Consider the following 21,679-nt stretch of genomic DNA (forward strand, 5'->3'; position numbering starts at 1 on the left):
GCCCACGCCGCCGCCTGCGGCGTTGCCGGACCACCCTCACCTGGCGCCCCTGCCCCCGAGACGAACCTCAGGGCGATTCCGACCCCGCCCGAATCGCCCTGACGTTCCTCTCGGTCAGCCGACGACCCACCACGCCGCCACCACGCCCAGCGAGTTGGTGGCCAGGTGCGCGAGCACGGGGGACACCAGGTGCCCGCCCCAGCGCCGCCACCAGCAGAGCAGGATCCCCGCGCCGAAGGTGGCCAGCACCGCCAACGCGGCCCGGCCGACGTCCCCCCATCCGCCGAGGGTGGCGCCGACGGCCGCGTTGGCGCTGCTCAGGCCCAGGGACGGCACGATGTGCCACAGCCCGAACAGCGCCGAGGACCACAGCGTCCCCCGCCACCAGCTGCCGCCGACCAGCGCGGGCAGCACCCCGCGGAAGGCGATCTCCTCGATCAGCACGGTGCCCAGCGGGATCCGGATCAGCGCGGCGTAGAGCAGCGCCGCCACCCCGCCCGCCGCCCGGCTGTCCTCGAACGCCGTCCGGGTGGCCGGGATCAGCAGCCCGAGCCCGTAGACCACCACCACGATCGCCACGGCGACCGCCCCCACCCGCAGCCCGCGGCCCACCCCCCGCCTGCCGAGCCCGACATCCGCCCAGCCCAGCCCGCACCAGCGGGCCAGCAGCAGGAGCAGCGCGGCCGTGAGCACCTTGGCCGGCACCGCCCACTCCGGCCAGACCACGCCGGTGAGCACGTTGACCGCGACCAGCAGCACCACGGTCAGGGCCAAGGTGGGGACACGCCGCCGCATGATCGTCGGCGTCGCGGTCGTCATGTCACCATCCTGCGCGAAGGGGGAGACGTGGACGACGAGAGACCCACCACCAGCGCGCCCCGGGACGCGTTCGTGGACTTCCTGCGCGCGTTCTCGATCGTCGTGGTCGTGCTGTGGCACTGGGCCTTCACCATCCTGGTGTGGGGTCCCGACGGCCCGACGGCGACCAACCCGATCGGGTTCACCTCCGGGCTGTGGGTGCTGACCTGGCTGTTCCAGGTGCTGCCGCTGTTCTTCTACGTCGGCGGGTACGTCCACCTGCTGGCGTGGCAGCGGGCCCGCGCCCGCGGCGAGCACCTGGGCCACTTCGTGTGGCGCAACCTGCGCAAGCTCTCGGTCCCCGCCCTGGTCCTGCTGACGGCGTGGCTCGCGCTCGGGCTCGTGGTCTCCCTGGTGTTCGACGTGCGATGGCTCTGGCGCACCGTGCTGCTGGTGGTCTCGCCGCTGTGGTTCATCGGGGTGTACCTGCTGCTCATCGCGCTGATCCCGGTGTGGCTGCGGCTGATCACCCGGTTCGGCGCGGTGGCGCTGGTGGTGGTCATCGGGCTCGTCGTGGTCGTGGACATCCTGCGGTTCCGCTACGGCTTCGACGAGGTCGGCTACGTGAACCTGGTGCTGGTCTGGGGCCTGGCGTTCATGAGCGGCTTCTTCCACCAGGCCCTGGTCGACGCGCCTCGCCAGGCCGCCGCCGCGCTGACCTGGGCGGGGCTGTTCGGCCTGGTCGGGCTGGTGTTCTCCGGCCTCTATCCGGGGTCGATGGTCGGCGTGCCGGGGGAGCCGACGTCCAACATGGCGCCGCCCACGCTGTGCATCGTGGCGCTGCTGGCCTTCCAGGTCGGCGTCGCGGAGCTGGCCCGGCCGTGGCTGCAGGAGCGTCTGGAGCGGCCGCGGTTGCGCCGGGTGGTCGAGATCGTCAACCGCTTCGCCATGCCGGTGTTCCTCTTCCACACCACCGGGATGGCCATCGGCCGCGCCCTGCTCTACGGGGTGAACGGCGAGCTGGCCGAGCGCGAGGTCCCCGACCTGGTCTGGTGGCTCGAACGGCCCCTGTTCATCGGCCTGTCGCTGCTGTGCACGCTCCCGGTCATCTGGCTGTTCGGGCGCTTCGGACACCGCAGACAGACCGTGCCGTCGGCCGCCTGATCGTTCGCCGATACCCTGCTCACAGGGTGGTGAGGCGATGAGTCTGGAGGTCCTGCTCGGCATCGTCGCCGCTGTGCTGCTGGTCGGCGTGCTCGCCGTGCGCGTGTCCGTGCGGCTCGGCCTGCCCTCGCTGCTGCTCTACCTCGGCATCGGGATCCTGCTCGGCGAGGCCGTGCTCGGCGTCCACTTCTCCGACGCGGCCCTGACCGAGAACCTCGGTCTCGCCGCGCTCGTCCTCATTCTGATCGAGGGCGGGATCACCACCCGCTGGCAGGCGGTCCGGCCCTCGCTCGGCATCGGCATCGGGCTGTCGACGATCGCGGTGGTCGTCAGCATCCTGGTGGCGGGCACGGCGCTGCACTTCCTGCTGGGCCTGGACTGGCGGATCGCGTTCCTGTGGGGCGCGATCCTGTCGTCCACGGACGCCGCGGCGGTGTTCTCCGTGCTGCGCGGGGTGGGGGTGTCGCCGCGGCTCGCCGGGGCGCTGGAGCTCGAGTCCGGCATGAACGACGCCCCGGTCGTGCTCGCCGTCCTCCTGCTCGCCTCGACCGACCCGCTGACCTGGGTGACCCCGGTCCTCGTGCTCTACGAGCTGCTCGCGGGCGCGGCGATCGGGTTCGCCCTCGGCGTGGCGGGCGCGTGGGCGCTGCGCCGGGCCGCGCTGCCGTCGACCGGCCTGTACCCGCTCGCCGCCATGGGGGTCGCGGTGCTCGCGTTCGCGGGCGGGCAGCTCGCGCACGCCTCCGGCCTGCTCGCCACCTACGTCTGCGCACTGGTGCTGGGCAACGCCAAGCTGCCCCACCGCGGCGGTGTGCTGTCGTTCGCCGAGGGCACCGGGTGGCTCGCCCAGATCGGGCTGTTCGTGCTGCTCGGCCTCTACGCCAGCCCCGCCCGGCTGCTCGACGCCGTCGTCCCCGCCCTGATCTCCGCCGGCGTGCTGTTGGTGCTGGCCCGGCCGCTGTCGGTGATGGCCGCCGCGCTGCCGTTCCGCGTCCCGTGGCGCGAACAGGCCTTCCTGTCGTGGGCCGGGCTGCGCGGGGCGGTGCCGATCGTGCTGGCGCTGATCGCGCTGGTCGAGGGCGCGCCGGGGGCCCAGCACCTGGTGGACGTGGTGTTCGTGCTCGTCGTGATCCTCACCCTCCTGCAGGGCACCACGCTGCCCTGGGTCGCCCGCAGGCTCCGGGTGGTGCGGTCGGTCGAGGCCCGCGAGGTCGAGGTGGACGCCGCCCCGCTCGACGAGCTCGGCGCCGACCTGCTCCAGGTGCGGGTCCCGGAGGGCTCGCGGCTGCGCGGGGTGTACCTGCGGGAGCTGCGGCTGCCCGCGGGCGCCACGGTCAGCCTCGTCGTGCGGGACGAGAAGGCCTTCACCCCGCACGGCCAGACCCGGATCCGGGAGAACGACCAGCTGCTGGTCGTCGCGACCGCCGAGGTCCGGGACCGGACCGAGGAGCGGCTGCGGGCCGTGGACCGCGGCGGCGCGCTCGTCCGGTGGCGCGAGGCGGACCCCGGGCGGGAGACCCCCGGCGCCCCCGCATAATCGTGGGGTGACCGCCTCCCAGCCCGCCCGCACCGTCTGGATCACCGCGGTGCTCGCGCCGGTGATCCTGGGGCTCGACCTGCTGACCAAGACGATCGCCGTCGCCCAGCTGGAGGACCGGCCACCGGTGCGGCTGTTCGGCGGCCTGGTGAACCTGGTGCTGGTCCGCAACCCCGGCGCCGCCTTCTCCATGGCGACGGGCTACACGTGGATCATCTCGCTGATCGCGCTCGCCGTGGTGATCGTGATCATCCGGATCTCGCGCAAGCTGCGCTCGGTCGGCTGGGCCATCGCGCTCGGGCTCATCCTCGGCGGCGCCGTCGGCAACCTCGCGGACCGGATCTTCCGCGCCCCCGGGGTGCTGCAGGGCCACGTCGTGGACATGGTGTCCATCGTGGAGACGGACGGCTCGTTCTTCCCCGTGTTCAACCTGGCCGACTCGGCCGTGGTCTGCGGTGGGATCCTGCTGGTCCTGCTCGCGCTGCTCGGCCGCGAGCTCGACGGCACGCGCGCGGTGAAGGAGGCGACGACCGGTGAGTGACCTGCGGCAGCTCCCCGTCCCGGACGGGCTGGACGGCATGCGCGTCGACGCCGGGATCTCCCGGCTGCTCGGGCTGTCCCGCACGGTCGTCGCGACGCTCGCCGAGGACGGCCGCATCGAGGTCGACGGCCGGGCCGCGGGCAAGTCCGACCGGCTCGTCGCCGGGACGTGGCTGGAGGTCGCCCTGCCGGACCCCGAGGGGCCGGTGGAGATCACCGCCGCCCCCGAGCTGGTCGGCGGGATGACGATCCTGCACGAGGACGACGACATCGTGGTGGTGGACAAGCCGGTGGGCGTCGCCGCGCACCCCTCGCCCGGGTGGACGGGCCCCACGGTGATCGGGGGGCTCGCCGCGCTCGGGGTGCGGGTGTCCACCTCCGGCGCGGCCGAGCGGCAGGGGATCGTGCACCGGCTGGACGTCGGGACGACCGGGGTGATGGTCGTCGCCAAGTCCGAGCACGCCTACACCGTGCTCAAGCGGGCGTTCAAGGAGCGGACCGTCGAGAAGCGGTACCACGCGATCGTGCAGGGCCACCCGGACCCGTCGAGCGGCACCATCGACGCCCCCATCGACCGGCACCCGAAGCACGACTACCGGTTCGCGGTCGTCCAGGGCGGCAAGCCCTCGGTCACGCACTACGACACCCTGGAGGCCTTCCGCGCGGCCTCCCTGCTCGACGTGCACCTGGAGACCGGCCGCACCCACCAGATCCGGGTGCACTTCTCCGCGCTGCGCCACCCCTGCGTCGGGGACGTGACCTACGGCGCGGACCCCACGCTCGCGAAGCGGCTCGGCCTGACCCGGCAGTGGCTGCACGCCCGCACCCTCGGCTTCGACCACCCCGCCGACGGACGCCGGGTGGAGTTCACCAGTGAGTACCCGGCCGACCTGGAGTCCGCGCTCGAGAAGCTGCGCGACTGAGGGTCCGGTGACCAGGCAGGACCAGCAGGACCAGGAGGACCGCGAGGACCGGGCGCCCGACGGTCTGTTCGGGCCGCGTGGGCGGCGGGTGCTCGGGTGGGGCGCGGTCGTCCTGGTGCTGATGTTGCTGGTGGTCGCGGGGGTGCGCGCACTGTCCGCACTGTCCGCGCCGACCGCGGCGCCGCCGGTCGCGACCGGGCAGGTGCGGCTCGGACCGGAGTCGGGGGAGCGGGTGGCGGACTACCTGGCCCGCGCGGCGCAGACCCTGCCCGCCCCGGGTGCCCCCGCGCTCGCGCTGGTCCAGCTGGACGCGGCGCTGACCACCACGGACGCGGCGACGCTCGCGGGCCCGCTCCCGGTCCAGCAGGCGGTGTTGCGGCTGCCGATCCCCCGCGTGCAGACCGCCCTGCGGTTCGAGCCGATCCCGGCCGGGGCCCCGCTCGCCGCCGCGCTCGACACCGCCCGACAGCGCGCCGGGTACGCCGCCGAGGCGGACGCCGCCCGGCTCACCGGCCGCCCCGCCGCCGTCGCGCGGGCGGAGGCGCAAGGGTACGCACAGCCCTGCGCGTGCGTGATCGCGCTGGTCGTGGAGGGGGAGCGGGCCGCGCTGGACCGGCTCGCCGCCACCCCCGGCGTGCGGGCGGTCGAGGCGGCGCCGACGGGCGTGACCGCACCCGAGCTGGCCCTCGCCCCGCTGCTCCCGGAGCAGACCGAGAGCGCCGACCCCCTCCCGGACGACGGCCCCGTCTGACCCTGCTCCGGCGCCCCGCTCCGGGGGCGGGTCAGGGGCGTCCCTGAGGGGGCTCGGGGTCACCCCCGCCCCGCGTGGGGGGATCGCCGGATTCCGGCGGACTGCGCGCGCTGCCAGCGTGAGGGCATGGACACACGGGGGGACGGGGTCGCCGAGGCGGACCCCGAACAGGGCGGACCGGGTGCGGCGGTGGCACCCGGTGCGGGCATGCGGGCGGCGCCGTCGACCGGCGCCCTGGTCACCGCGGCGGCGGGCATCGCGGTGTGGGGCGTGGTGGTCCTGCACGTCGCCGCGCTCTCCGGTGCGGTGGACCCGGTGCGCCACACCGTCTCCGACTACGTCGCGCTGCCCGGCGGGCAGCTCGTGCTGGGGGTCGCGGCGGGGGCCATGGCGGTCGCGGGCGCGGTCCTCGCCGTCGCCGCCCACCGCGGCGGTGCGGGGCGGTCCGCCGTCGCGCTGCTCGGCAGCTGGGCCGTCGCGATGGCGCTCGCCGGGATCTTCCCGACGAACCTGCCGGACGCGCCGCCGGACGTCGTCGCCGCCGTGCACCGCTACGCGGGCGCGTGGGTGTTCGCCGCGCTGCCGGTCGCGGCCCTGCTGCTCGCCCGCGGGCCCGCCGTCCGGGAGTCCGCGCGCCGCGCGGTCCGGGTGCTCGCCGTGCTCGCCGGGGTGCTCGCGGCCGGGTTCCTCCTTGCTCATCTCCCGATCGTCGTCCTGGGTTCACCCGCATTCCCCCTGTTGGGTGGGGTGGAGCGGGTTCTGTACGGCGTGGTGATCGCCCTCCTCGTCGTGACCGCCCGCGGGCTGCGGACATGACCGTGCTCGCGCTGGTCCTCGCGGTCGTCGGGGCCGCCTGCTTCGCCGGTGCGGCGGTCCTGCAGCACGGGGCGATGACCGCGCCCCGGCTCGATCTCGCAGGCCTGCGCGCCCTGCTGAGCCGCCCCCGCTGGTTGGCGGGTGCCGGGCTGGCCGCGGCGGGCGCCGGGCTGCACGCCCTGGCCCTGGTGCTCGCCCCGGTCAGCGTGGTGCAGCCGGTCGGGGTGCTCGCCGTCCCGATCGCCGTGGGGATCGCGCTGCGCGGTCGGTGGCCGGGATGGCGGGTCGCGGGTGGGATCGGGCTGTGCGCCGCCGGCGTCGCCCTCGTCGTCCGGACGACGGCGGCGGCCGCCCCCGGCGATCCCTCCGGATCGATGGTCCTCGCCGCGGCGGGCGCGGCGGTCGCGGTCCTGGTGCTCGCCTCGGCCGCCGCGCGCGCGACCGGGCGGCTGCGCTGCCTGGCCTGCGCCGCGGGCGGGGCGATCGCGTTCGGGGTCGTCTCCGCGGTGCTCCGCGACGTGTCCGTGCAGGTCGCCGCCGGTGCGGCGACCCCGGCATCGGTGCTGGGCGCGGCGGCGGGGATCGCCGTCGCGCTCGCGGTCGGCGGCTGGCTGGTCCAACAGGCGATGGCGGCGGGGCAGCCCGCGGTCGTGGTGGCGGTGCTGACCGTCGTCGACCCGGTGGTCGCCGTCGGGTTCGGCGCTCTGGTCCTCGGCGAGGCCGCCGAGCTGGGCGCCGCCGGCGTCGGCCTGCTGGTGGCCGCGGGCGCCGCCGCGGCCGCGGGTGTCGCCCTGCTCGCCCGGTTCCACCCGGACGCGACCACGCGTCCGGCCCCGAGAGAAGAGGTTCTGACGTGAGGATCCTGCTGTGAAGGTTCTGCTGGGCGCGGACACGTTCGCGCCCGACGTCAACGGCGCCGCCCGCTTCGCCGAGCGGCTCGCCGCCGGACTCGCCGGGCGCGGCCACGAGGTGCACGTCGCCGCGCCCTCGCCGACCGGCGCCGCGGGCGTCGGACGGTTCGGTGACGTGGCGGTGCACCGCGTCCGCTCGCACCGCTACCCGTGGCACGAGAGCTTCCGGGTCTGCCTGCCCTGGGAGGCGGGCCCCGCGACGGCGGAGATCCTGCGCCGGGTCCGACCGGACGTCGTGCACGTGCAGGCGCACTTCGTCGTCGGGCGCGGGCTGGCGGCGGCCGCGGCCGCCTCGGCGACCCCGCTGGTCGCGACCAACCACTTCATGCCCGAGAACCTGTTCGCGCACGCCCGGGTCCCGGGGTTCCTGCGGTCCGCGGCGGCCCGGTGGGCCTGGCGGGACGTCCGGGCCGTCTTCGGCCGGGCCGACGCGGTCACCGCCCCGACCCCGCGCGCCGTCGCGCTGCTGACGGGCGCGACCGGGCTGGCGGCGAGCGCGGTCTCGTGCGGGATCGACGCGGCCCGGTACGCGGGCGGGGACGAGCGCCCGGACACGGTGCTGTTCGTCGGGCGGCTGGACCAGGAGAAGCGGGTCGACGAGCTGCTGCGGGCCGTCGCGCGGGTGCCCGGGGCCCGGCTCGAGGTGGTCGGGGACGGCACCGAACGGGCGGCCTGGCACCGGCTCGCCGCCGAGCTCGGCATCGCCGACCGGGTCGTCTGGCACGGCTTCGTCAGCGAGGCGGACCTCGTCGCGGCCTACCGGCGCTGCGCGGTCTTCTGCATGCCGGGGATCGCGGAGCTGCAGAGCCTGGTGACGCTCGAGGCGATGGCGGCGGGCAAGCCGGTCGTCGCGGCCGACGCGATGGCGCTGCCGCACCTCGTCCGGCCCGGCCGCAACGGCTGGCTCTTCGCCCCCGGGGACGTCGAGGCCCTCGCCGTCCGTCTCGCCGCGCTCCTCGCCGATGCCGGGACCCGCCGCCGGATGGGCGCCGCGAGCCGCGAGATCGTGGCGGGCCACACCCTCGACGCCACCCTGGACGCCTTCGAGGACCTCTACACCCGGGTCGCCCACGTTCGGACCGCGATCCGCGCCTTCGGCGCCCGTGCGCGGTAAGTGGTGCTCTGGCACCACTTACCGCGCACGAGCGCCGCAGGCGCGACACGCCCGGGATCGCGCGACACCCGGACCCCGCGACACGCGGGCGCGCCGGTGAGCTGGGGGTTCGCCGAACGCCGTCCGACCGCGCGCGGAACCGTCGGGGGCCGGGGCTAGTCTGACCGCACCCCCGGCCCCCGACGGGCTCGGAGACGTCGGCACCGTCCCGGCTCGTGCGGAGCGGTCGCCGGGACCGTGCGCCGGGGTCGTACCACCGCCGCCACCGCGCCTCGGCGCGTGAAGGGAGTCCACCAGCCTCATGGCCCCGACCAGCGGGAACTCCAAGGATTCCTTCGTCCACCTCCACACGCACACCGAGTTCTCGATGCTCGACGGTGCGGCGCGCCTCGACGACCTGTTCTCCGAAGCCGCGCGGATGGGGATGCCCGCGCTGGCGATGACGGACCACGGGAACGTCTACGGGGCCTACGAGTTCTGGAAGAAGGCCAACGCGGCGGGCGTCAAGCCGATCATCGGCATGGAGGCCTACCTCGCGCCCGGCAGCAGGCACGAGCGCAAGCGCGTCGCCATCGGCGCGAACGGGGCGGCGAGCGACAACCCCGACCTGATGTACACGCACATGACGCTGCTGGCGGAGAACAACGAGGGGATGCACAACCTCTTCCGCCTCTCCAGCCTCGCCAGCCTCGAGGGCTACTACTACAAGCCGCGTATGGACCGCGAGCTGCTGGAGAAGTACGGCAAGGGGATCATCGCGACCACCGGCTGCCCGTCGGGCGAGGTGGCGCGCCTGCTCCAGCAGGACGACTTCGACGCCGCCTGCCAGGCCGCGAGCGACTACCGGGACATCTTCGGCAAGGACAACTTCTTCTGCGAGCTGATGGACCACGGCATCGACATCGAGAAGCGGGTCCAGGAGGACCTCTTCGCGCTGAAGAAGAAGCTGGACCTGCCCGGCCTCGCCACGAACGACCTGCACTACACCTACCCGGACGACACGAAGCCGCACGAGGTGCTGCTGTGCGTGCAGACCGGGAAGACCCTCGCGGACCCGAACCGCTTCAAGTTCGACGCGCAGGACTTCTACCTCAAGTCCGCCGCCGAGATGCGCGCCCAGTGGGACCCGATCCACCCCGAGGCCTGCGACAACACGCTGCTGGTGGCCGAGCGGGTGGACGTGAGCTTCGCCCACCAGGAGCTCATGCCGCGCGCCCCGGTCCCCGAGGGGGAGACCGAGGAGTCCTGGCTGATCAAGGAGGTCGAGCGGGGGCTGCGCAAGCGCTTCCCGGGCGGCGTCACCGAGAAGTACCGCCGCCAGGCGGAGTACGAGCTCGGCGTGATCATCCAGATGGGCTTCCCCGGGTACTTCCTGGTCACCGCGGACCTCATCCAGCACGCCAAGTCCGTCGGCATCCGGTGCGGCCCCGGCCGCGGCTCGGCGGCGGGCTCGCTCATCGCGTACGCGCTGGAGATCACCGACCTGGACCCCATCCGGCACAAGCTGATCTTCGAGCGGTTCCTCAACCCCGAGCGCATCTCCATGCCGGACATCGACATGGACTTCGACGAGCGTCGGCGTGGCGAGATGATCCGCTACACCACGGAGAAGTACGGCGAGGACCGGATCGCGCAGATCATCACCTACTCCACGATCAAGGCCAAGGCCGCGATCAAGGACTCGGCGCGCGTGCTGTTCGGCCAGCCCGGCTACTCGGTGGCGGACCGGATCACCAAGGCCATGCCCCCGGCCGTCATGGGCAAGGACATCCCGCTGTCCGGGATCTTCGACCCGTCGCACAAGCGGTACGCCGAGGCCACCGAGGTCCGGGCCCTCTACGAGTCGGACGCGCAGGTCCGCGAGATCATCGACACCGGCCGCGGCCTGGAGGGGCTGAAGCGGCAGTGGGGCGTGCACGCCGCCGGCGTGATCATGTCGAGCAAGCCGCTGATCGACGTCATCCCGATCCAGCGCCGCGAGTCGGACGGCGCGATCATCACGCAGTTCGACATGGGCGTCTGCGAGACGCTCGGGCTGCTGAAGATGGACTTCCTGGGCCTGCGCAACCTCACGATCATCGACGACGCGCTCGAGAACATCGAGCTCAACGGCAAGCCGAAGCTCGTCATCGAGGAGGTGGAGCTGGACGACCAGAACACCTACGACCTGCTCGCCCGCGGCGACACGCTCGGGGTGTTCCAGCTCGACGGCGGGCCGATGCGGGACCTGCTGCGCCGCATGGCCCCCACCGAGTTCGACGACATCTCGGCCGTCGGCGCGCTGTACCGGCCCGGTCCGATGGGCGCGAACGCGCACAACGACTACGCGGACCGCAAGAACGGCAGGCAAGAGGTCACGCCGATCCACCCGGAGCTGGCGGAGCCCCTCAAGGACATCCTGGGCGAGACGTACGGCCTGATCGTCTACCAGGAACAGGTCATGGCGATCGCCCAGAAGCTGGCCGGCTACTCGCTCGGCAAGGCGGACCTGCTCCGCCGCGCGATGGGCAAGAAGAAGAAGGAGATCCTGGACAAGGAGTACGCCGGCTTCGCCCAGGGCATGAAGGACAACGGCTACTCCGAGGCCGCGGTCAAGACGCTCTGGGACATCCTGCTCCCCTTCTCCGACTACGCCTTCAACCGCGCCCACTCCGCCGCGTACGGCGTGGTGTCGTACTGGACCGCCTACCTCAAGGCGAACTACCCGGCCGAGTACATGGCCGCCGTGCTCACCTCCGTGCGGGACGACAAGGACAAGGCCGCCGTCTATCTCGGCGAGTGCCGCAGGCTCGGGATCAAGGTCCTGGCGCCGGACGTCAACGAGTCGGTCCGCAACTTCGCCCCCGTCGGGGACGACATCCGGTTCGGCCTGGGCGCGATCCGCAACGTCGGGTTCAACGTCGTCGACGCCATCGTCGCCGCGCGCAAGGAGAAGGGGGACTTCACCGACTTCTCGGACTTCCTGCGCAAGGTGGACGCCGTCGTCTGCAACAAGAAGGTCATCGAGTCGCTGATCAAGGCCGGTGCCTTCGACTCGCTCGGCCACTCGCGCAAGGGTCTGCTGCTCGTCCACGCGGACGCGATCGACGCGATCATGAGCAGCAAGAAGGCCGCGTCGATGGGCCAGTTCGACCTGTTCGGCTCGCTGGACGCCACGAGCGACGAGGACTCCGGGCTCGGCGGCATCTTCGACGTCAAGGTGCCCGAGGACGAGTGGGACACCAAGCACAAGCTCGCCGTGGAGCGGGAGATGCTGGGCCTCTACGTCTCCGGCCACCCGCTCGACGGCATGGAGCAGGCGCTGGCCGCCAAGTCGGACACCCCGATCCCGGCCATCCTCGAAGGCACCGTCGGCGAGGGCGCGCAGGTCACGGTCGGCGGGATCCTCACCAACGTCAACCGGCGGGTGAACAAGAACGGCGAGCCCTGGGCCAGCGCCCAGATCGAGGACCTCGCAGGCGGTATCGAGGTGCTGTTCTTCCCGCGGGCCTACCAGGTGGTGGGCGTGGACGTGGCGGAGGACGCGATCGTGCTGGTCAAGGCCCGGGTCAACAAGCGTGACGACCGGGTGTCCCTGATCGCGAACGACCTCGCGGTGCCCGAGTTGCAGGCCGCAGGCGAGGCGGGCCTGCCGATCCGGGTGAGCATGCGCACCGAGATGGTCACCCCGGAGCGGGTCGCGCAGCTCAAGGAGGTGCTCACCCACCACCCGGGCACCTCCGAGGTGCACCTGAAGCTGCTCTACGGCACCAAGACCACCCTGCTGCGCCTGGACGACTCGCTGAAGGTCACCAACACCTCGGCCCTGATGGGCGACCTGAAGGCCCTCCTGGGCCCCGGCTGCCTGGGCTGACCGGGCTGACCGGGGTCCCCGCGGGTCAGAGCACCCCGTAGCCGGACTCGGTGAACGTGCCGATGCCGGACAGTGCGGCCCGGCCCGTGCGGAAGTAGGTGAAGCTCAGCTCGAAGGGCCTGCCCTCGACGTCCGTCGTGGTGAGCTCGCGCAGCAGGGTGGGGGTGCCGGGGGCCTCGTCGAGCATGTCCGCGATGCGCTCCTCCAGCGCGATCGCCTCGACCGCGTAGATGCTGGCGCCGTAGGCGCGCCCGAACACGCGGTGGAAGACCACCGGCATCGGCGGGTAGTCCTCGTGGATCTGCGCGAGCAGGGCGAGCTGCTCCGCGGCGGAGCGGTCGGTGACGAGGTAGGCGGTGCGCAGGTACAGCGGCTCGCCGTCGAACCGGGCGAGCTGGTCGAGCCGGACGACCTCGGCGCCGGGGTCGATCCGCAGCCTGCGGCCGACCGCGTGCCCGGCGACGACCCGGGTGCACTCGAGTGTCTCGACGGCCAGCCTGCCCTCGCGGGTGGTGCCGCGGTACACCCGCGGCCCGACGTCGGTCGGGGCGATGGGCACGATGGTGCGGGACAGGCTGGTGCCCACCCGCCTGCCGCGGTCCAGCAGGCCCTCCTCGGCGAGGGACCGGAGGGCCTTGCGCACCGAGTTGCGGCTGGCGTTGTAGGTCTTGACCAGGCTGTGCTCGTCCAGCTGCTCGCCCGCGCCGATGGAACCGTCGCGGATGCTCGCCCGCAGCAGCTCGTAGATCCGGCGCGGTGAGCTGTCCGCGGGCTGGGGCCGGCGCCGCGCGACCCGGTAGGCCCGTCGGGACTCCTGGTCGTCGCCGCGCGGTGGGGCGGTCGGGTGGGTCACGCGCACTCCTCGAACCGATCGGGGAGCGAGGCCGGTGGGCGCGGACGCGGCCCCGCCGCGCCACGGGAATCAGGGACTACCGCCCGGGGGAAGGTTAGCCGCATCCTTTCCCGATTTCCGATGTGATGTGTCCCACCTGGCGTTTATCGGCCCGCCGGTGCCTTCCCAGACCCGTTCTGAGCCCGTGACCTGCGACGACATCTGAATGCGGTTCGGCGCAATCCAGCGGTAACGGCAAAAGCGTTGGCCGGTGACGTCGAATCCGCAACCTTTTCGGCACCCGCCCACGCAATGACGACGGGGCGCGGCCACACCCCCCGCCCTGCCCCCGGCGCGAAGGACGAGCAGCGTGACAGAACATCCGGCACCGGCCCGCGAACCCGCGGCCGCCCTCCTCGAGGTCCGCGGCCTCTCGGTCCGCTACGGCTCCCACGCCGCGGCGGTCCGGGGCGCCTCGGTGAGCATCGCCGCGGGGGAGCAGGTCGCCCTGGTCGGCGAGTCCGGGTCGGGCAAGACGTCGCTGGCCATGGCCGTCGCGGGGTTCCTCGGCGGCGGCGCCGTCGTGGAGGCGGACGCGCTGCGGTTCGACGGCGCGGATCTCGACCGCACCGTCCGCGCCGGGGTGCCGCGCCGCACCCCGGGCATGACGGTCGTCTTCCAGGACGCGATGACCTCCCTGGACCCGGTGTGGACGGTCGGCAGCCAGCTCGTCACGGTGATCCGGTCCGCGCGGCGGTGTGGTCGGGCGGAGGCCGTGGGGGCCGCCCGTGACTGGCTGGTGCGGGTCGGCCTGACCGACACCCGCCGCGTCCTGCGCAGCAGGCCCTACGAGCTCTCCGGCGGCATGCGGCAGCGGGCGATGCTCGCCCTCGCCCTCGCCGGTGCGCCCCGGCTGCTCATCGCGGACGAGCCGACCAGCGCGCTCGACGCGTCCCTGTCCCGCACGGTCATGGAACTGCTGCGCGACCTGACCGCGGCGTCCGGCACGTCCCTGCTGGTCGTGTCCCACGACATCGGGCTCTGCCAGGAGTTCTCCGACCGGATGCTCGTGATGTACCGCGGCGAGATCGTGGACGAGGGCCGGTCGCGGTCGCTGGCCGAGACCGCGCGCCATCCCTACACCCACGGCCTGCTGCGGTGCGTCCCCGATCTCGAGGCCCGCCACCTCGACCGGCTGCCCACCCTCGACGCCCTGCGCGCGGCGGACGCGGCCCTGGCCGGGACGAGCGTGGCATGACCGGCCCACGGATGCGCCTGCTCGGGCGCGCGACCCCGGTGGAGCCGGTGGGGGAGCGCGGCCTGGTGCAGATCGTCGGGGAGGGGATCGAGAAGACGTTCACGGTGGACCGCACCCGCCACCGCGCGGTCGCGTCGGTGGACGTCACCATCGGGTCCGGGCGGTCGGTCGGGGTGATCGGCGAGTCGGGCTCGGGCAAGTCGACGCTCGCCCGGATGCTCGCGGGGCTGGAGACCGCGGACGGCGGTGGCCTGCACTACAACGGCATCGCGCTGTCCTCCCACCTGCGGTCGCGGACCGGGCGGCACGACTTCCGGCGCGCCGTCCAGATGATCAGCCAGGACGTCAGCTCGTCGTTCGACCCGTTGCGCACCCTGCGGGACGCGGTGCGCACGCCCGCGCAGATCCTCTGCGGCCTGGACGTCCCCGCCGCGGACGAACGGGTCGACGAGGTGCTCGAGACGCTGCGCGTCGACCCGGCGCTGGCGGACCGGCGCCCGCACGAGGTCTCCGGCGGCCAGCGGCAGCGGTTCGCGATCGCCCGGGCCCTGGTCGTCCGGCCGCGGGTCCTGCTGTGCGACGAGGTGGTCTCGGCGCTGGACGTCTCCGTCCAGGGATCCGTGCTCAACCTGCTCAAGGACTACGTCACCGAGACCGGGGCGGGCCTGTTCTTCGTCTCGCACGGGATCCCGGCCACGGCGTTCCTGGTCGACGAGCTCATCGTGATGCAAGGCGGTCGGATCGTCGAGCGCGGCCCGACCGACGACGTCGTGGAGCGTCCCGAGCACGAGTACACCCGGTTCCTGGTGGGCGCGGCGCGTGGGAGCGCCCGGATCGGGTCGGTGGCGTCGTGACCGCGGCCGCGACCGTCCCGGACCTCGACGCGCGCACCGACCGCGTCGGTGTCGGCGCCGTGCTCCGCCGCAACCGGTGGTGGATGCTGCGGGTGGCGGTGCTGCCGATCCACATGCTCGTGTTCGCGCTGCTCGCGTTCTTCCTGGTCCGACTGATCCCGGGGGATCCCGCCCGCCAGATCGCGGGCCCCGACGCGACGCCGGAGACCTACCTGGCCGTGCGCGAGCAGCTCGGGCTCGACGGGAGCATCTGGTCGCAGCTGGGCGCCTATCTCGCCGACCTGCTGCGGCTGGACCTGGGCTCCTCGATCACGACCGGCCGGCCGGTCTTCACGGAGATCATGGCCCGGTTGCCCGGCACCGTGGAGCTGGCGGTGCTGGCCTTCGTGGCGCTGGTGCTCGTGAGCCTGCTGCTGTCGGTGGTCGTGGTGCTGCGCCCCGGCGGTCTCGGCGCCCGGATCGTGTCCGGCTACTCGCAGGCCGCGGGCGCGCTGCCGGACTTCGTGGTCGGCGTCATCGGGATCTTCCTGTTCTACGCCACGCTGCGGCTCGTGCCCGCCCCGAACGGGCGCACCCGACCCGGCCTGCGCGAACCCGACCCGATCACCCGGTTCCCGCTGCTGGACTCCGCGCTCTCGGGCCGGTTCGAGGTGACGTCCTCGATCCTGTCGCACTACCTGCTGCCGATCGCGGTGCTCGTGGTGTCGCTCGCCCCGCTGCTGCTCAAGCAGCTGCTCGGCGCGCTCGGCCCCTCCGCCGAGGACCGCTCGACGCTGTTCCGGGTCGCGACCGGGGCACCCCGCCGGATGGTGCTGGCGAGCATCTACCGCCGGGCCCTGCCGCCCACCATCGCGGTGTTCGGCACGATCTTCGGCACGCTGCTCGGCGGGGCCGTCATCCTCGAGCAGCTGTTCGGCCTCGGCGGGCTCGGCAGCTACGCCGTCGACGCCGTCGACGGCCTCGACCTCACCGCGCTGCAGGGCACGCTGGTGCTCGTCGCCGCCATCTCGATGATCGTCTACCTGCTGGTGGACCTCACCACCATGCTGCTCGATGCGCGCCGCAGGCCCGGAGCCCAGGGGAGTGGATCATGACTGCGACCACCACCGCGCCCCCGCAGACCCCACCGTCCCCGCCGACCCCGCAGGCCCCGCGACGGGGCCCGCGCCGGGGGACCGGCGCCGGCGGGTGGACCGCGGTCGCCGTGCTCGGGCTGATCCTGCTGACGGCGGTGTTCGGCCCCTGGCTGGCTCCGTACGACCCCACGGGCATCGTCGGGCCGCCCTCGCAGCCGCCGTCCGCCGCGCACTGGGGCGGCACCGACGCGACCGGCATGGACGTGTTCTCCCGGACGGTCGCCGGCACCCGGATCGACGTGCTCATCGCGGTGACGTCCGCGGTGCTGGCGACGGCGTTCGGGATCGCCGTCGGGCTGGCGGTCGGGATGAACGAGGCCCGCCGGGGCCCGGTCGGCGTGCTGGCCCGCGCGGGCTCGCGGTTCCTCGACCTGCTCGAAGCCGTGCCGGTGGTGATCATCGGCCTGGTGGTGGTGTCGTTCTTCGGGACGAACGCGCTGACGATGATCATCGCGCTGGCCGTCATCCTGATGCCGATCCAGGCGAGGCTGACGCGCAGCGAGGTGCTCCGGGTCCGCGGGGACGCCTACCTCGACGCCGCCCGGCAGGCCGGGCAGCACGAGCTGCGGGTGATCGTGCGGCACGTGCTGCCGAACTCCGTGCGGCCCGCCCTGCTGAACGCCTCGGTGATCCTCGGGATCAGCATCGTGCTCACCGCCGCACTCGGCTTCCTCGGCGTCGGGCTGCCCCCGCCCACCCCCGAGTGGGGATCCATGATCGCCCGCGGTGCGGGGGACGCCGCCGTCGGCAAGTGGTGGTCCGCCGCGTTCCCCGCCGTCGCGCTGTGCGTCACCGTCGCCACGGCCTCCGTCCTCACCCGCCGCTTCGCCGTCCTCCGCACCACGTGACACCCCCGACCCGTCCCCGTCCTCCCAGCCTTCCGACACACTCCGAGGGAACCGCCATGCCCACTCCGCCCGGCGCCCGCCGCCGCACGTCCGCGCTGGTCCGCGCGGTCGTCTCCGTCCTCACGCTCGGCCTGCTGGTCTCGGCGTGCGCCGACACCGGCGGGGCGGCGTCCGACGCGGGACCCCGCGACACGGTCGTCGTGGTGACCGCCGACCAGGCGTCCAACGTGGTCCGCGACTTCGGCTTCACCAACGGCCAGGACAACCAGGAGGTGACCAACAGCCTCCACGCCCAGCTCATCCGCAAGCCCTACATCGACGAGCAGGGCGCGAACGTGAAGGTCCAGGACCTCTACACCTTCGAGCCGCTCCTGGCCGAGAGCTACGACGTCAGTCCCGACGGCAAGGTCTTCACCTTCCACCTGCGCCACGGCCTGCTCAGCCAGCAGGGCAACGAGCTGACCTCCGAGGACGTGCTCTGGTCCTTCCAGCGCAAGTTCGCGACCAAGGGCGGCGGCATGCCCGGGTACTACGCGCCGATGCTCACCGACCTGGGCAGGCAGCTGCAGGCCGTCGACCGGTACACCGTGACCTTCACGATCGACCAGCCCGGCTACGGGTTCACCCTGCTGGGCAACCTCGCCGAGAACATCGGCTCGATCTACGACAGCACCTACCTGCGCCGGCATGCCACCCCCGAGGACCCGTACGCGGTCCAGTGGGGCGTGTCCGACATGCTCAACGGCAACGTCGGATTCGGGCCGTACATGCTGCAGAGCGTCACGCCGAACCAGGAGATCGTGATGGTGGCGAACCCGAACTACGTGTTCGGGCCCCTGCCGATCCAGACGATCATCCGTCGGGTCGTCCCCGACGCGGCGACCCGCGCCAACATGGTGGCGAACGGTGACGCCGACATCGCGCTGGACCTCCGTCCGGCGGACCAGGCGGACCTGGCGTCGAACCCCGACGTGTTCACCCCCAAGGCGACCTCGAACCTGTACCAGTCGCTGACGATGAACACCACGAAGGCGCCCTTCGACAAGCAGGAGGTCCGCCAGGCGCTGGCCTACGCGATCCCCTACGACCAGATCGTCGACGAGGTCTACCGCGGCCGCGCCTACAGCTACCGGCACCTGCTCGACGACAAGGCCCCGTACTACGACGGTTCGCAGCTGCCGGACTACACCTTCGACCCGGCCAAGGCCAAGGAGCTGCTCGCCGCGGCCGGGGTGACCGCGCCGGTGCCCTTCACCCTGACGGTCAGCAACGCGACGCCCTCGGTGCAGGACTCGGCCGTGCTGTTCGCCGCCGCGGCGAAGGAGGCGGGCTTCGAGGTCACGATCAACGAGGTGCCCGCCGCGCAGATGAGCTCCGACGGCCTGGCGGGCAAGCTCCAGGCCTCGATGGCGACCGGGTCCGCGGTCACCATGTCCCCGCCCTACCAGCTGCAGCTGGTGACCCAGCCCGGCGGCGGCGCCAACACCTCGTTCTGGTCCGGCCCGACCTACGACGCCTTCGCGTCCGTGCTGAAGCAGGGACTCGCGGGCGAGGACGCCATCGGGCCGGTCTCCGGTCCGCTGTGGAGCGAGGCCGAGGCGATGATGCTGCGCGACGGCGGCACCCTCTTCCTGGCCCGCGTCATGTCGCCCTACAGCATGCGCGCCGACGTCAAGGGCTACGCCCAGCGCACCGACCGGCGCATCGACTACTCCGTGCTGACCGCGGGCTGAGAGGACCTCGAATGACCGCCGACATGTTCCACCTCGGGTGGTTCGGCAGCTTCATCCCGACGACCTGGCAGACCGGGTGGGACGGCACCGACGCCGCCCGGTGGATGGACGGCTCCTTCTACGTCGACAAGGTCCGCACCCTGGAGCGGGCCTGCTTCGACCTCATCCTCTTCGAGGACTCCTCGATGGTGTCCGACATCTACGGGGGCAGCGCGGAGGCCACCCTGAAGCGGGGCGGGTGGGCGCCCAAGGGCGACCCGATGGCGCTGGCTCCGATCCTGGCCAGGGCGACCGAGCGGATCGGCATCTCGATCACCGCCTCGACGTCCTTCTACCCGCCCTGGATGCTGGCGCGGTCCATGGCGACGCTGGACCACATGTCCCGCGGCCGGATCGGCTGGAACATCGTGACGTCGTCGGAGGACCTGGCGGCGAAGAACTTCGGCATGGACACCCTCCCCCCGCACGACGAGCGCTACGCCCGCGCCGACGAGTTCGTCGACCTGGTCACGCAGCTGTGGGACTCCTGGGACGCCGACGCGCTGGTGATGGACCGCGAGCGCGGGGTCTACGTCGACCACACGAAGGTCCGCCCGATCGACTTCGTGGGCAAGTACTACAAGTCCCGCGGACCGCTCAACACGCTGCGTCCGCCGCAGGGCCGCCCGGTCCTCACCCAGGCCGGGGGCAGCCCCGCGGGGCGGCAGTTCGCCTCCCGCTACGCGGACCTGGTGATGGCGCTGCCGAAGGGCGTCGAGGCGATGAAGGAGTACCGCGCCGACATCCGGGCCCGGGCCGCCGCCGAGGGTCGCGACCCGGACTCGGTGAAGGTCATGTTCGTCGTGTGCCCGACGCTGGGGGAGACCCACCAGCACGCGCTGGACCGGGCGGCCCGCAAGGACGCCGCGGTGCGGGCCCACCCCGAGGGCCAGCTGATCGGCTGGTCGGGCAGCATGGAGATCGACTTCTCGCAGTTCGACCTCGACCAGCCGCTGCCCGACGACGTGCAGACCAACGGCCACCAGAGCACGCTCGCGAACTTCCGCAAGTGGGCGAACGGGCGCACGTTGCGCGAGGCGTGCGTGGCCTACCGCACCGAGTCCGTCGAGCTGCTCGGCACGCCGGACGAGGTCGCCGCGCAGATGGACGAGGTCATGCAGGAGGTCGGCGGCGACGGGTTCCTCATCTGGAACCAGCCGCACAACCGCCGCTACATCGGGGAGATCGCGGACGGCCTGGTGCCCGCGCTGCAGCGGCGCGGGCTGATGCGCACCGGGTACGGGCACGAGCACTTCCGCGACAACCTGCTGGAGTTCTGATGTTCCACCTGGCGTGGTTCAAGAGCTTCACCCCGCACGACTGGCGCTCGACGTGGAGCGGTCCGGAGGAGCGGGACTGGATGACGGGCGACTCGCACGTCGACTTCCTGCAGGCACTCGAGCGGGCGCGGTTCGACTTCCTGATGCTCGAGGACTCGCTGATGGTGTCCGACACCTACGCGGGCACCGCGGAGGCCTCGCTAGCCCAGGGCGGGTACGCCCCCAAGGGCGACCCGGCGCTGCTGGCGTCGATGCTGCTCAGCGAGACCAGCCGGATCGGTGTGATCGCCACGATGTCCTCGACGTTCGTGCCGCCCTGGCTGCTGGCCCGCACGTCGGCGACGATCGACCACCTCTCCGGCGGGCGGTTCGGCTGGAACTGCGTGACCTCCAGCGAGAACCGGGCGGCGCAGAACTTCGGCATGGACGCCCTGCCGCCGCACGACGAGCGCTACGAGCGGGCCGCGGAGTACGTCGACCTCGTCACGCGGCTGTGGGACTCGTGGGAACCGGACGCCCTCGTCATGGATGAGGAGACCGGCACCTACGTCGACCACACGAAGGTCCACCCGATCCACTTCGAGGGCCGCTGGCACCGCAGCCGCGGGCCGCTGAACCTGATGCGCCCGCCGCAGGGCCGCCCGGTCATCTGCCAGGCGGGCGGTTCGCCCGCGGGCAAGGCGTTCGCGGCGGCGCACGCGGACGTGCTGCTGTCCCTGCCCAAGGGCCTGCCGGACATGAAGCGCTACCGCGACGACATCCGGGAGCTGGCGGAGCAGGCGGGCCGGGACCCAGACGACATCAAGGTCCTGTTCATCATCTCGCCGATCCTCGCCGACACCGACGAGGAGGCACGCGAGCTGCAAGCGATGATGAACGCGGACGTCGACGCGAAGATCAAGGCGCAGATGGTCAACTGGTCGGCCACCATGGAGATCGACTTCTCCCGGTTCGACCTGGACGAGCCGCTGCCGGAGGACGCGAGCACCAACGGCCACCAGAGCACGCTGGCCACGTTCCGGAGGTTCGCGAACGGCCGGACCCTGCGGGAGGCGTTCACCGCCTACCGGACCGAGGCGATCGAGGTCGTCGGGAGCCCGGCGACCGCGGCGGACACCCTGGCGGAGGCGATGGAGTTCACCGGTGGGGACGGCTTCCTGGTCATGGGGCCGACCAACCGCCGCTACGTCCACGCGATCACCGACGGCCTGGTCCCCGAGCTGCAGCGCCGTGGCCTGGTCCGCACCGAGTACGCGGGGGCGCACCTGCGCGATCACCTGCGTGAGTTCTAG

At 72.9% G+C, this 21,679-nt stretch carries 18 protein-coding genes; 16 read left to right on the forward strand and 2 right to left on the reverse strand.

Translation table 11 applies throughout. From position 1 onward, the window contains the following. Positions 1-114 precede the first annotated feature (114 nt). Positions 115-819 (reverse strand): CPBP family intramembrane glutamic endopeptidase, encoded by a 705-nt coding sequence (locus tag L3X23_RS06330; RefSeq protein ID WP_237191170.1) that lies wholly within the window; start codon positions 817-819, stop codon positions 115-117. A 27-nt stretch (positions 820-846) separates the two neighbouring features. On the opposite strand from L3X23_RS06330, the gene L3X23_RS06335 reads away from it, so the two are divergent. The 9 genes from L3X23_RS06335 (at position 847) to dnaE (ending at position 12,407) form a co-directional block, all read left to right on the forward strand. Next, a complete protein-coding gene (locus L3X23_RS06335) occupies positions 847-1,962 on the forward strand; it encodes an acyltransferase (RefSeq protein WP_237191171.1) in 1,116 nt (371 codons plus the stop codon). A 37-nt stretch (positions 1,963-1,999) separates the two neighbouring features. Further along, positions 2,000-3,499, forward strand: a complete 1,500-nt coding sequence (locus L3X23_RS06340) for a potassium/proton antiporter (protein WP_237191172.1) — start codon at positions 2,000-2,002, stop codon at positions 3,497-3,499. Between the two features lie 7 nt (positions 3,500-3,506). Continuing rightward, positions 3,507-4,040 (forward strand): signal peptidase II, encoded by a 534-nt coding sequence (lspA, locus tag L3X23_RS06345; RefSeq protein ID WP_237191173.1) that lies wholly within the window; start codon positions 3,507-3,509, stop codon positions 4,038-4,040. Positions 4,041-4,077: 37 nt separating this feature from the next. Continuing rightward, complete coding sequence (locus L3X23_RS06350) at positions 4,078-4,962, forward strand: RluA family pseudouridine synthase (protein WP_093076120.1); 885 nt, start codon at positions 4,078-4,080, stop codon at positions 4,960-4,962. A gap of 7 nt (positions 4,963-4,969) precedes the next feature. Continuing rightward, entirely contained in the window at positions 4,970-5,713 is a 744-nt protein-coding gene (locus L3X23_RS06355) for a hypothetical protein (RefSeq protein ID WP_237191174.1), read from the forward strand. A 126-nt stretch (positions 5,714-5,839) separates the two neighbouring features. Next, positions 5,840-6,529 carry a DUF998 domain-containing protein gene (locus tag L3X23_RS06360; protein ID WP_237191175.1) on the forward strand — a complete coding sequence of 230 codons (690 nt, stop codon included), beginning with the start codon at positions 5,840-5,842 and terminating at the stop codon, positions 6,527-6,529. Next, positions 6,526-7,386, forward strand: coding sequence for a hypothetical protein (locus L3X23_RS06365; RefSeq protein WP_237191176.1), 861 nt, complete (start codon positions 6,526-6,528; stop codon positions 7,384-7,386). Before L3X23_RS06360 ends, L3X23_RS06365 begins: the two co-directional genes overlap by 4 nt. Positions 7,387-7,396: 10 nt before the next feature. After that, positions 7,397-8,554, forward strand: a complete 1,158-nt coding sequence (locus tag L3X23_RS06370) for a glycosyltransferase (RefSeq protein ID WP_237191177.1) — start codon at positions 7,397-7,399, stop codon at positions 8,552-8,554. A gap of 301 nt (positions 8,555-8,855) precedes the next feature. Further along, a complete protein-coding gene (gene dnaE, locus L3X23_RS06375; RefSeq protein WP_237191178.1) occupies positions 8,856-12,407 on the forward strand; it encodes a DNA polymerase III subunit alpha in 3,552 nt (1,183 codons plus the stop codon). Positions 12,408-12,432: 25 nt separating this feature from the next. Here the strand turns inward: dnaE and L3X23_RS36025 are convergent, their stop codons facing one another. Continuing rightward, positions 12,433-13,260: a GntR family transcriptional regulator gene (locus tag L3X23_RS36025; protein WP_237191179.1), complete on the reverse strand. Its 828-nt coding sequence runs from the start codon at positions 13,258-13,260 to the stop codon at positions 12,433-12,435. Between the two features lie 349 nt (positions 13,261-13,609). Here L3X23_RS36025 and L3X23_RS06385 point away from each other — a divergent pair, with 349 nt between their 5' ends. Genes L3X23_RS06385 through L3X23_RS06415 form a run of 7 tightly spaced genes read left to right on the forward strand, consistent with a single transcriptional unit; the run spans position 13,610 to position 21,679 of the window. Then, entirely contained in the window at positions 13,610-14,497 is an 888-nt protein-coding gene (locus L3X23_RS06385; protein ID WP_237191180.1) for an ABC transporter ATP-binding protein, read from the forward strand. Next, the gene (locus tag L3X23_RS06390; RefSeq protein WP_237191181.1) at positions 14,494-15,351 is read left to right on the forward strand and encodes an ABC transporter ATP-binding protein; all 858 of its coding nucleotides are present in this window, start codon (positions 14,494-14,496) and stop codon (positions 15,349-15,351) included. Before L3X23_RS06385 ends, L3X23_RS06390 begins: the two co-directional genes overlap by 4 nt. After that, a complete protein-coding gene (locus tag L3X23_RS06395) occupies positions 15,348-16,445 on the forward strand; it encodes an ABC transporter permease (protein ID WP_237191182.1) in 1,098 nt (365 codons plus the stop codon). The genes L3X23_RS06390 and L3X23_RS06395 overlap by 4 nt, the downstream gene beginning before the upstream one ends. After that, positions 16,442-17,335 carry an ABC transporter permease gene (locus L3X23_RS06400; protein ID WP_237191183.1) on the forward strand — a complete coding sequence of 298 codons (894 nt, stop codon included), beginning with the start codon at positions 16,442-16,444 and terminating at the stop codon, positions 17,333-17,335. The genes L3X23_RS06395 and L3X23_RS06400 overlap by 4 nt, the downstream gene beginning before the upstream one ends. Before the next feature lie 56 nt (positions 17,336-17,391). Further along, positions 17,392-19,068, forward strand: coding sequence for an ABC transporter substrate-binding protein (locus L3X23_RS06405; RefSeq protein ID WP_237191184.1), 1,677 nt, complete (start codon positions 17,392-17,394; stop codon positions 19,066-19,068). Between the two features lie 11 nt (positions 19,069-19,079). After that, entirely contained in the window at positions 19,080-20,387 is a 1,308-nt protein-coding gene (locus tag L3X23_RS06410; protein WP_237191185.1) for an NtaA/DmoA family FMN-dependent monooxygenase, read from the forward strand. Continuing rightward, the gene (locus tag L3X23_RS06415; RefSeq protein ID WP_237191186.1) at positions 20,387-21,679 is read left to right on the forward strand and encodes an NtaA/DmoA family FMN-dependent monooxygenase; all 1,293 of its coding nucleotides are present in this window, start codon (positions 20,387-20,389) and stop codon (positions 21,677-21,679) included. The genes L3X23_RS06410 and L3X23_RS06415 overlap by 1 nt, the downstream gene beginning before the upstream one ends.

The sequence above is a fragment of the Pseudonocardia sp. WMMC193 genome, from assembly GCF_021728735.1.
Taxonomy (GTDB): Bacteria; Actinomycetota; Actinomycetes; order Mycobacteriales; family Pseudonocardiaceae; genus Pseudonocardia; species Pseudonocardia oroxyli.

Bases quoted from the DNA above. Each gene is read 5' to 3' on its own strand.
- L3X23_RS06365 (WP_237191176.1), top strand. From the start codon at position 6,526: ATGACCGTGCTCGCGCTGGTCCTCGCGGTCGTCGGGGCCGCCTGCTTC.
- L3X23_RS06330 (WP_237191170.1), bottom strand. From the start codon at position 819: ATGACGACCGCGACGCCGACGATCATGCGGCGGCGTGTCCCCACCTTG.
- L3X23_RS06410 (WP_237191185.1), top strand. From the start codon at position 19,080: ATGACCGCCGACATGTTCCACCTCGGGTGGTTCGGCAGCTTCATCCCG.
- L3X23_RS06405 (WP_237191184.1), top strand. From the start codon at position 17,392: ATGCCCACTCCGCCCGGCGCCCGCCGCCGCACGTCCGCGCTGGTCCGC.
- L3X23_RS06400 (WP_237191183.1), top strand. From the start codon at position 16,442: ATGACTGCGACCACCACCGCGCCCCCGCAGACCCCACCGTCCCCGCCG.
- L3X23_RS06390 (WP_237191181.1), top strand. From the start codon at position 14,494: ATGACCGGCCCACGGATGCGCCTGCTCGGGCGCGCGACCCCGGTGGAG.
- L3X23_RS06340 (WP_237191172.1), top strand. From the start codon at position 2,000: ATGAGTCTGGAGGTCCTGCTCGGCATCGTCGCCGCTGTGCTGCTGGTC.
- L3X23_RS06350 (WP_093076120.1), top strand. From the start codon at position 4,078: ATGCGCGTCGACGCCGGGATCTCCCGGCTGCTCGGGCTGTCCCGCACG.
- L3X23_RS06360 (WP_237191175.1), top strand. From the start codon at position 5,840: ATGGACACACGGGGGGACGGGGTCGCCGAGGCGGACCCCGAACAGGGC.
- dnaE (WP_237191178.1), top strand. From the start codon at position 8,856: ATGGCCCCGACCAGCGGGAACTCCAAGGATTCCTTCGTCCACCTCCAC.
- L3X23_RS06415 (WP_237191186.1), top strand. From the start codon at position 20,387: ATGTTCCACCTGGCGTGGTTCAAGAGCTTCACCCCGCACGACTGGCGC.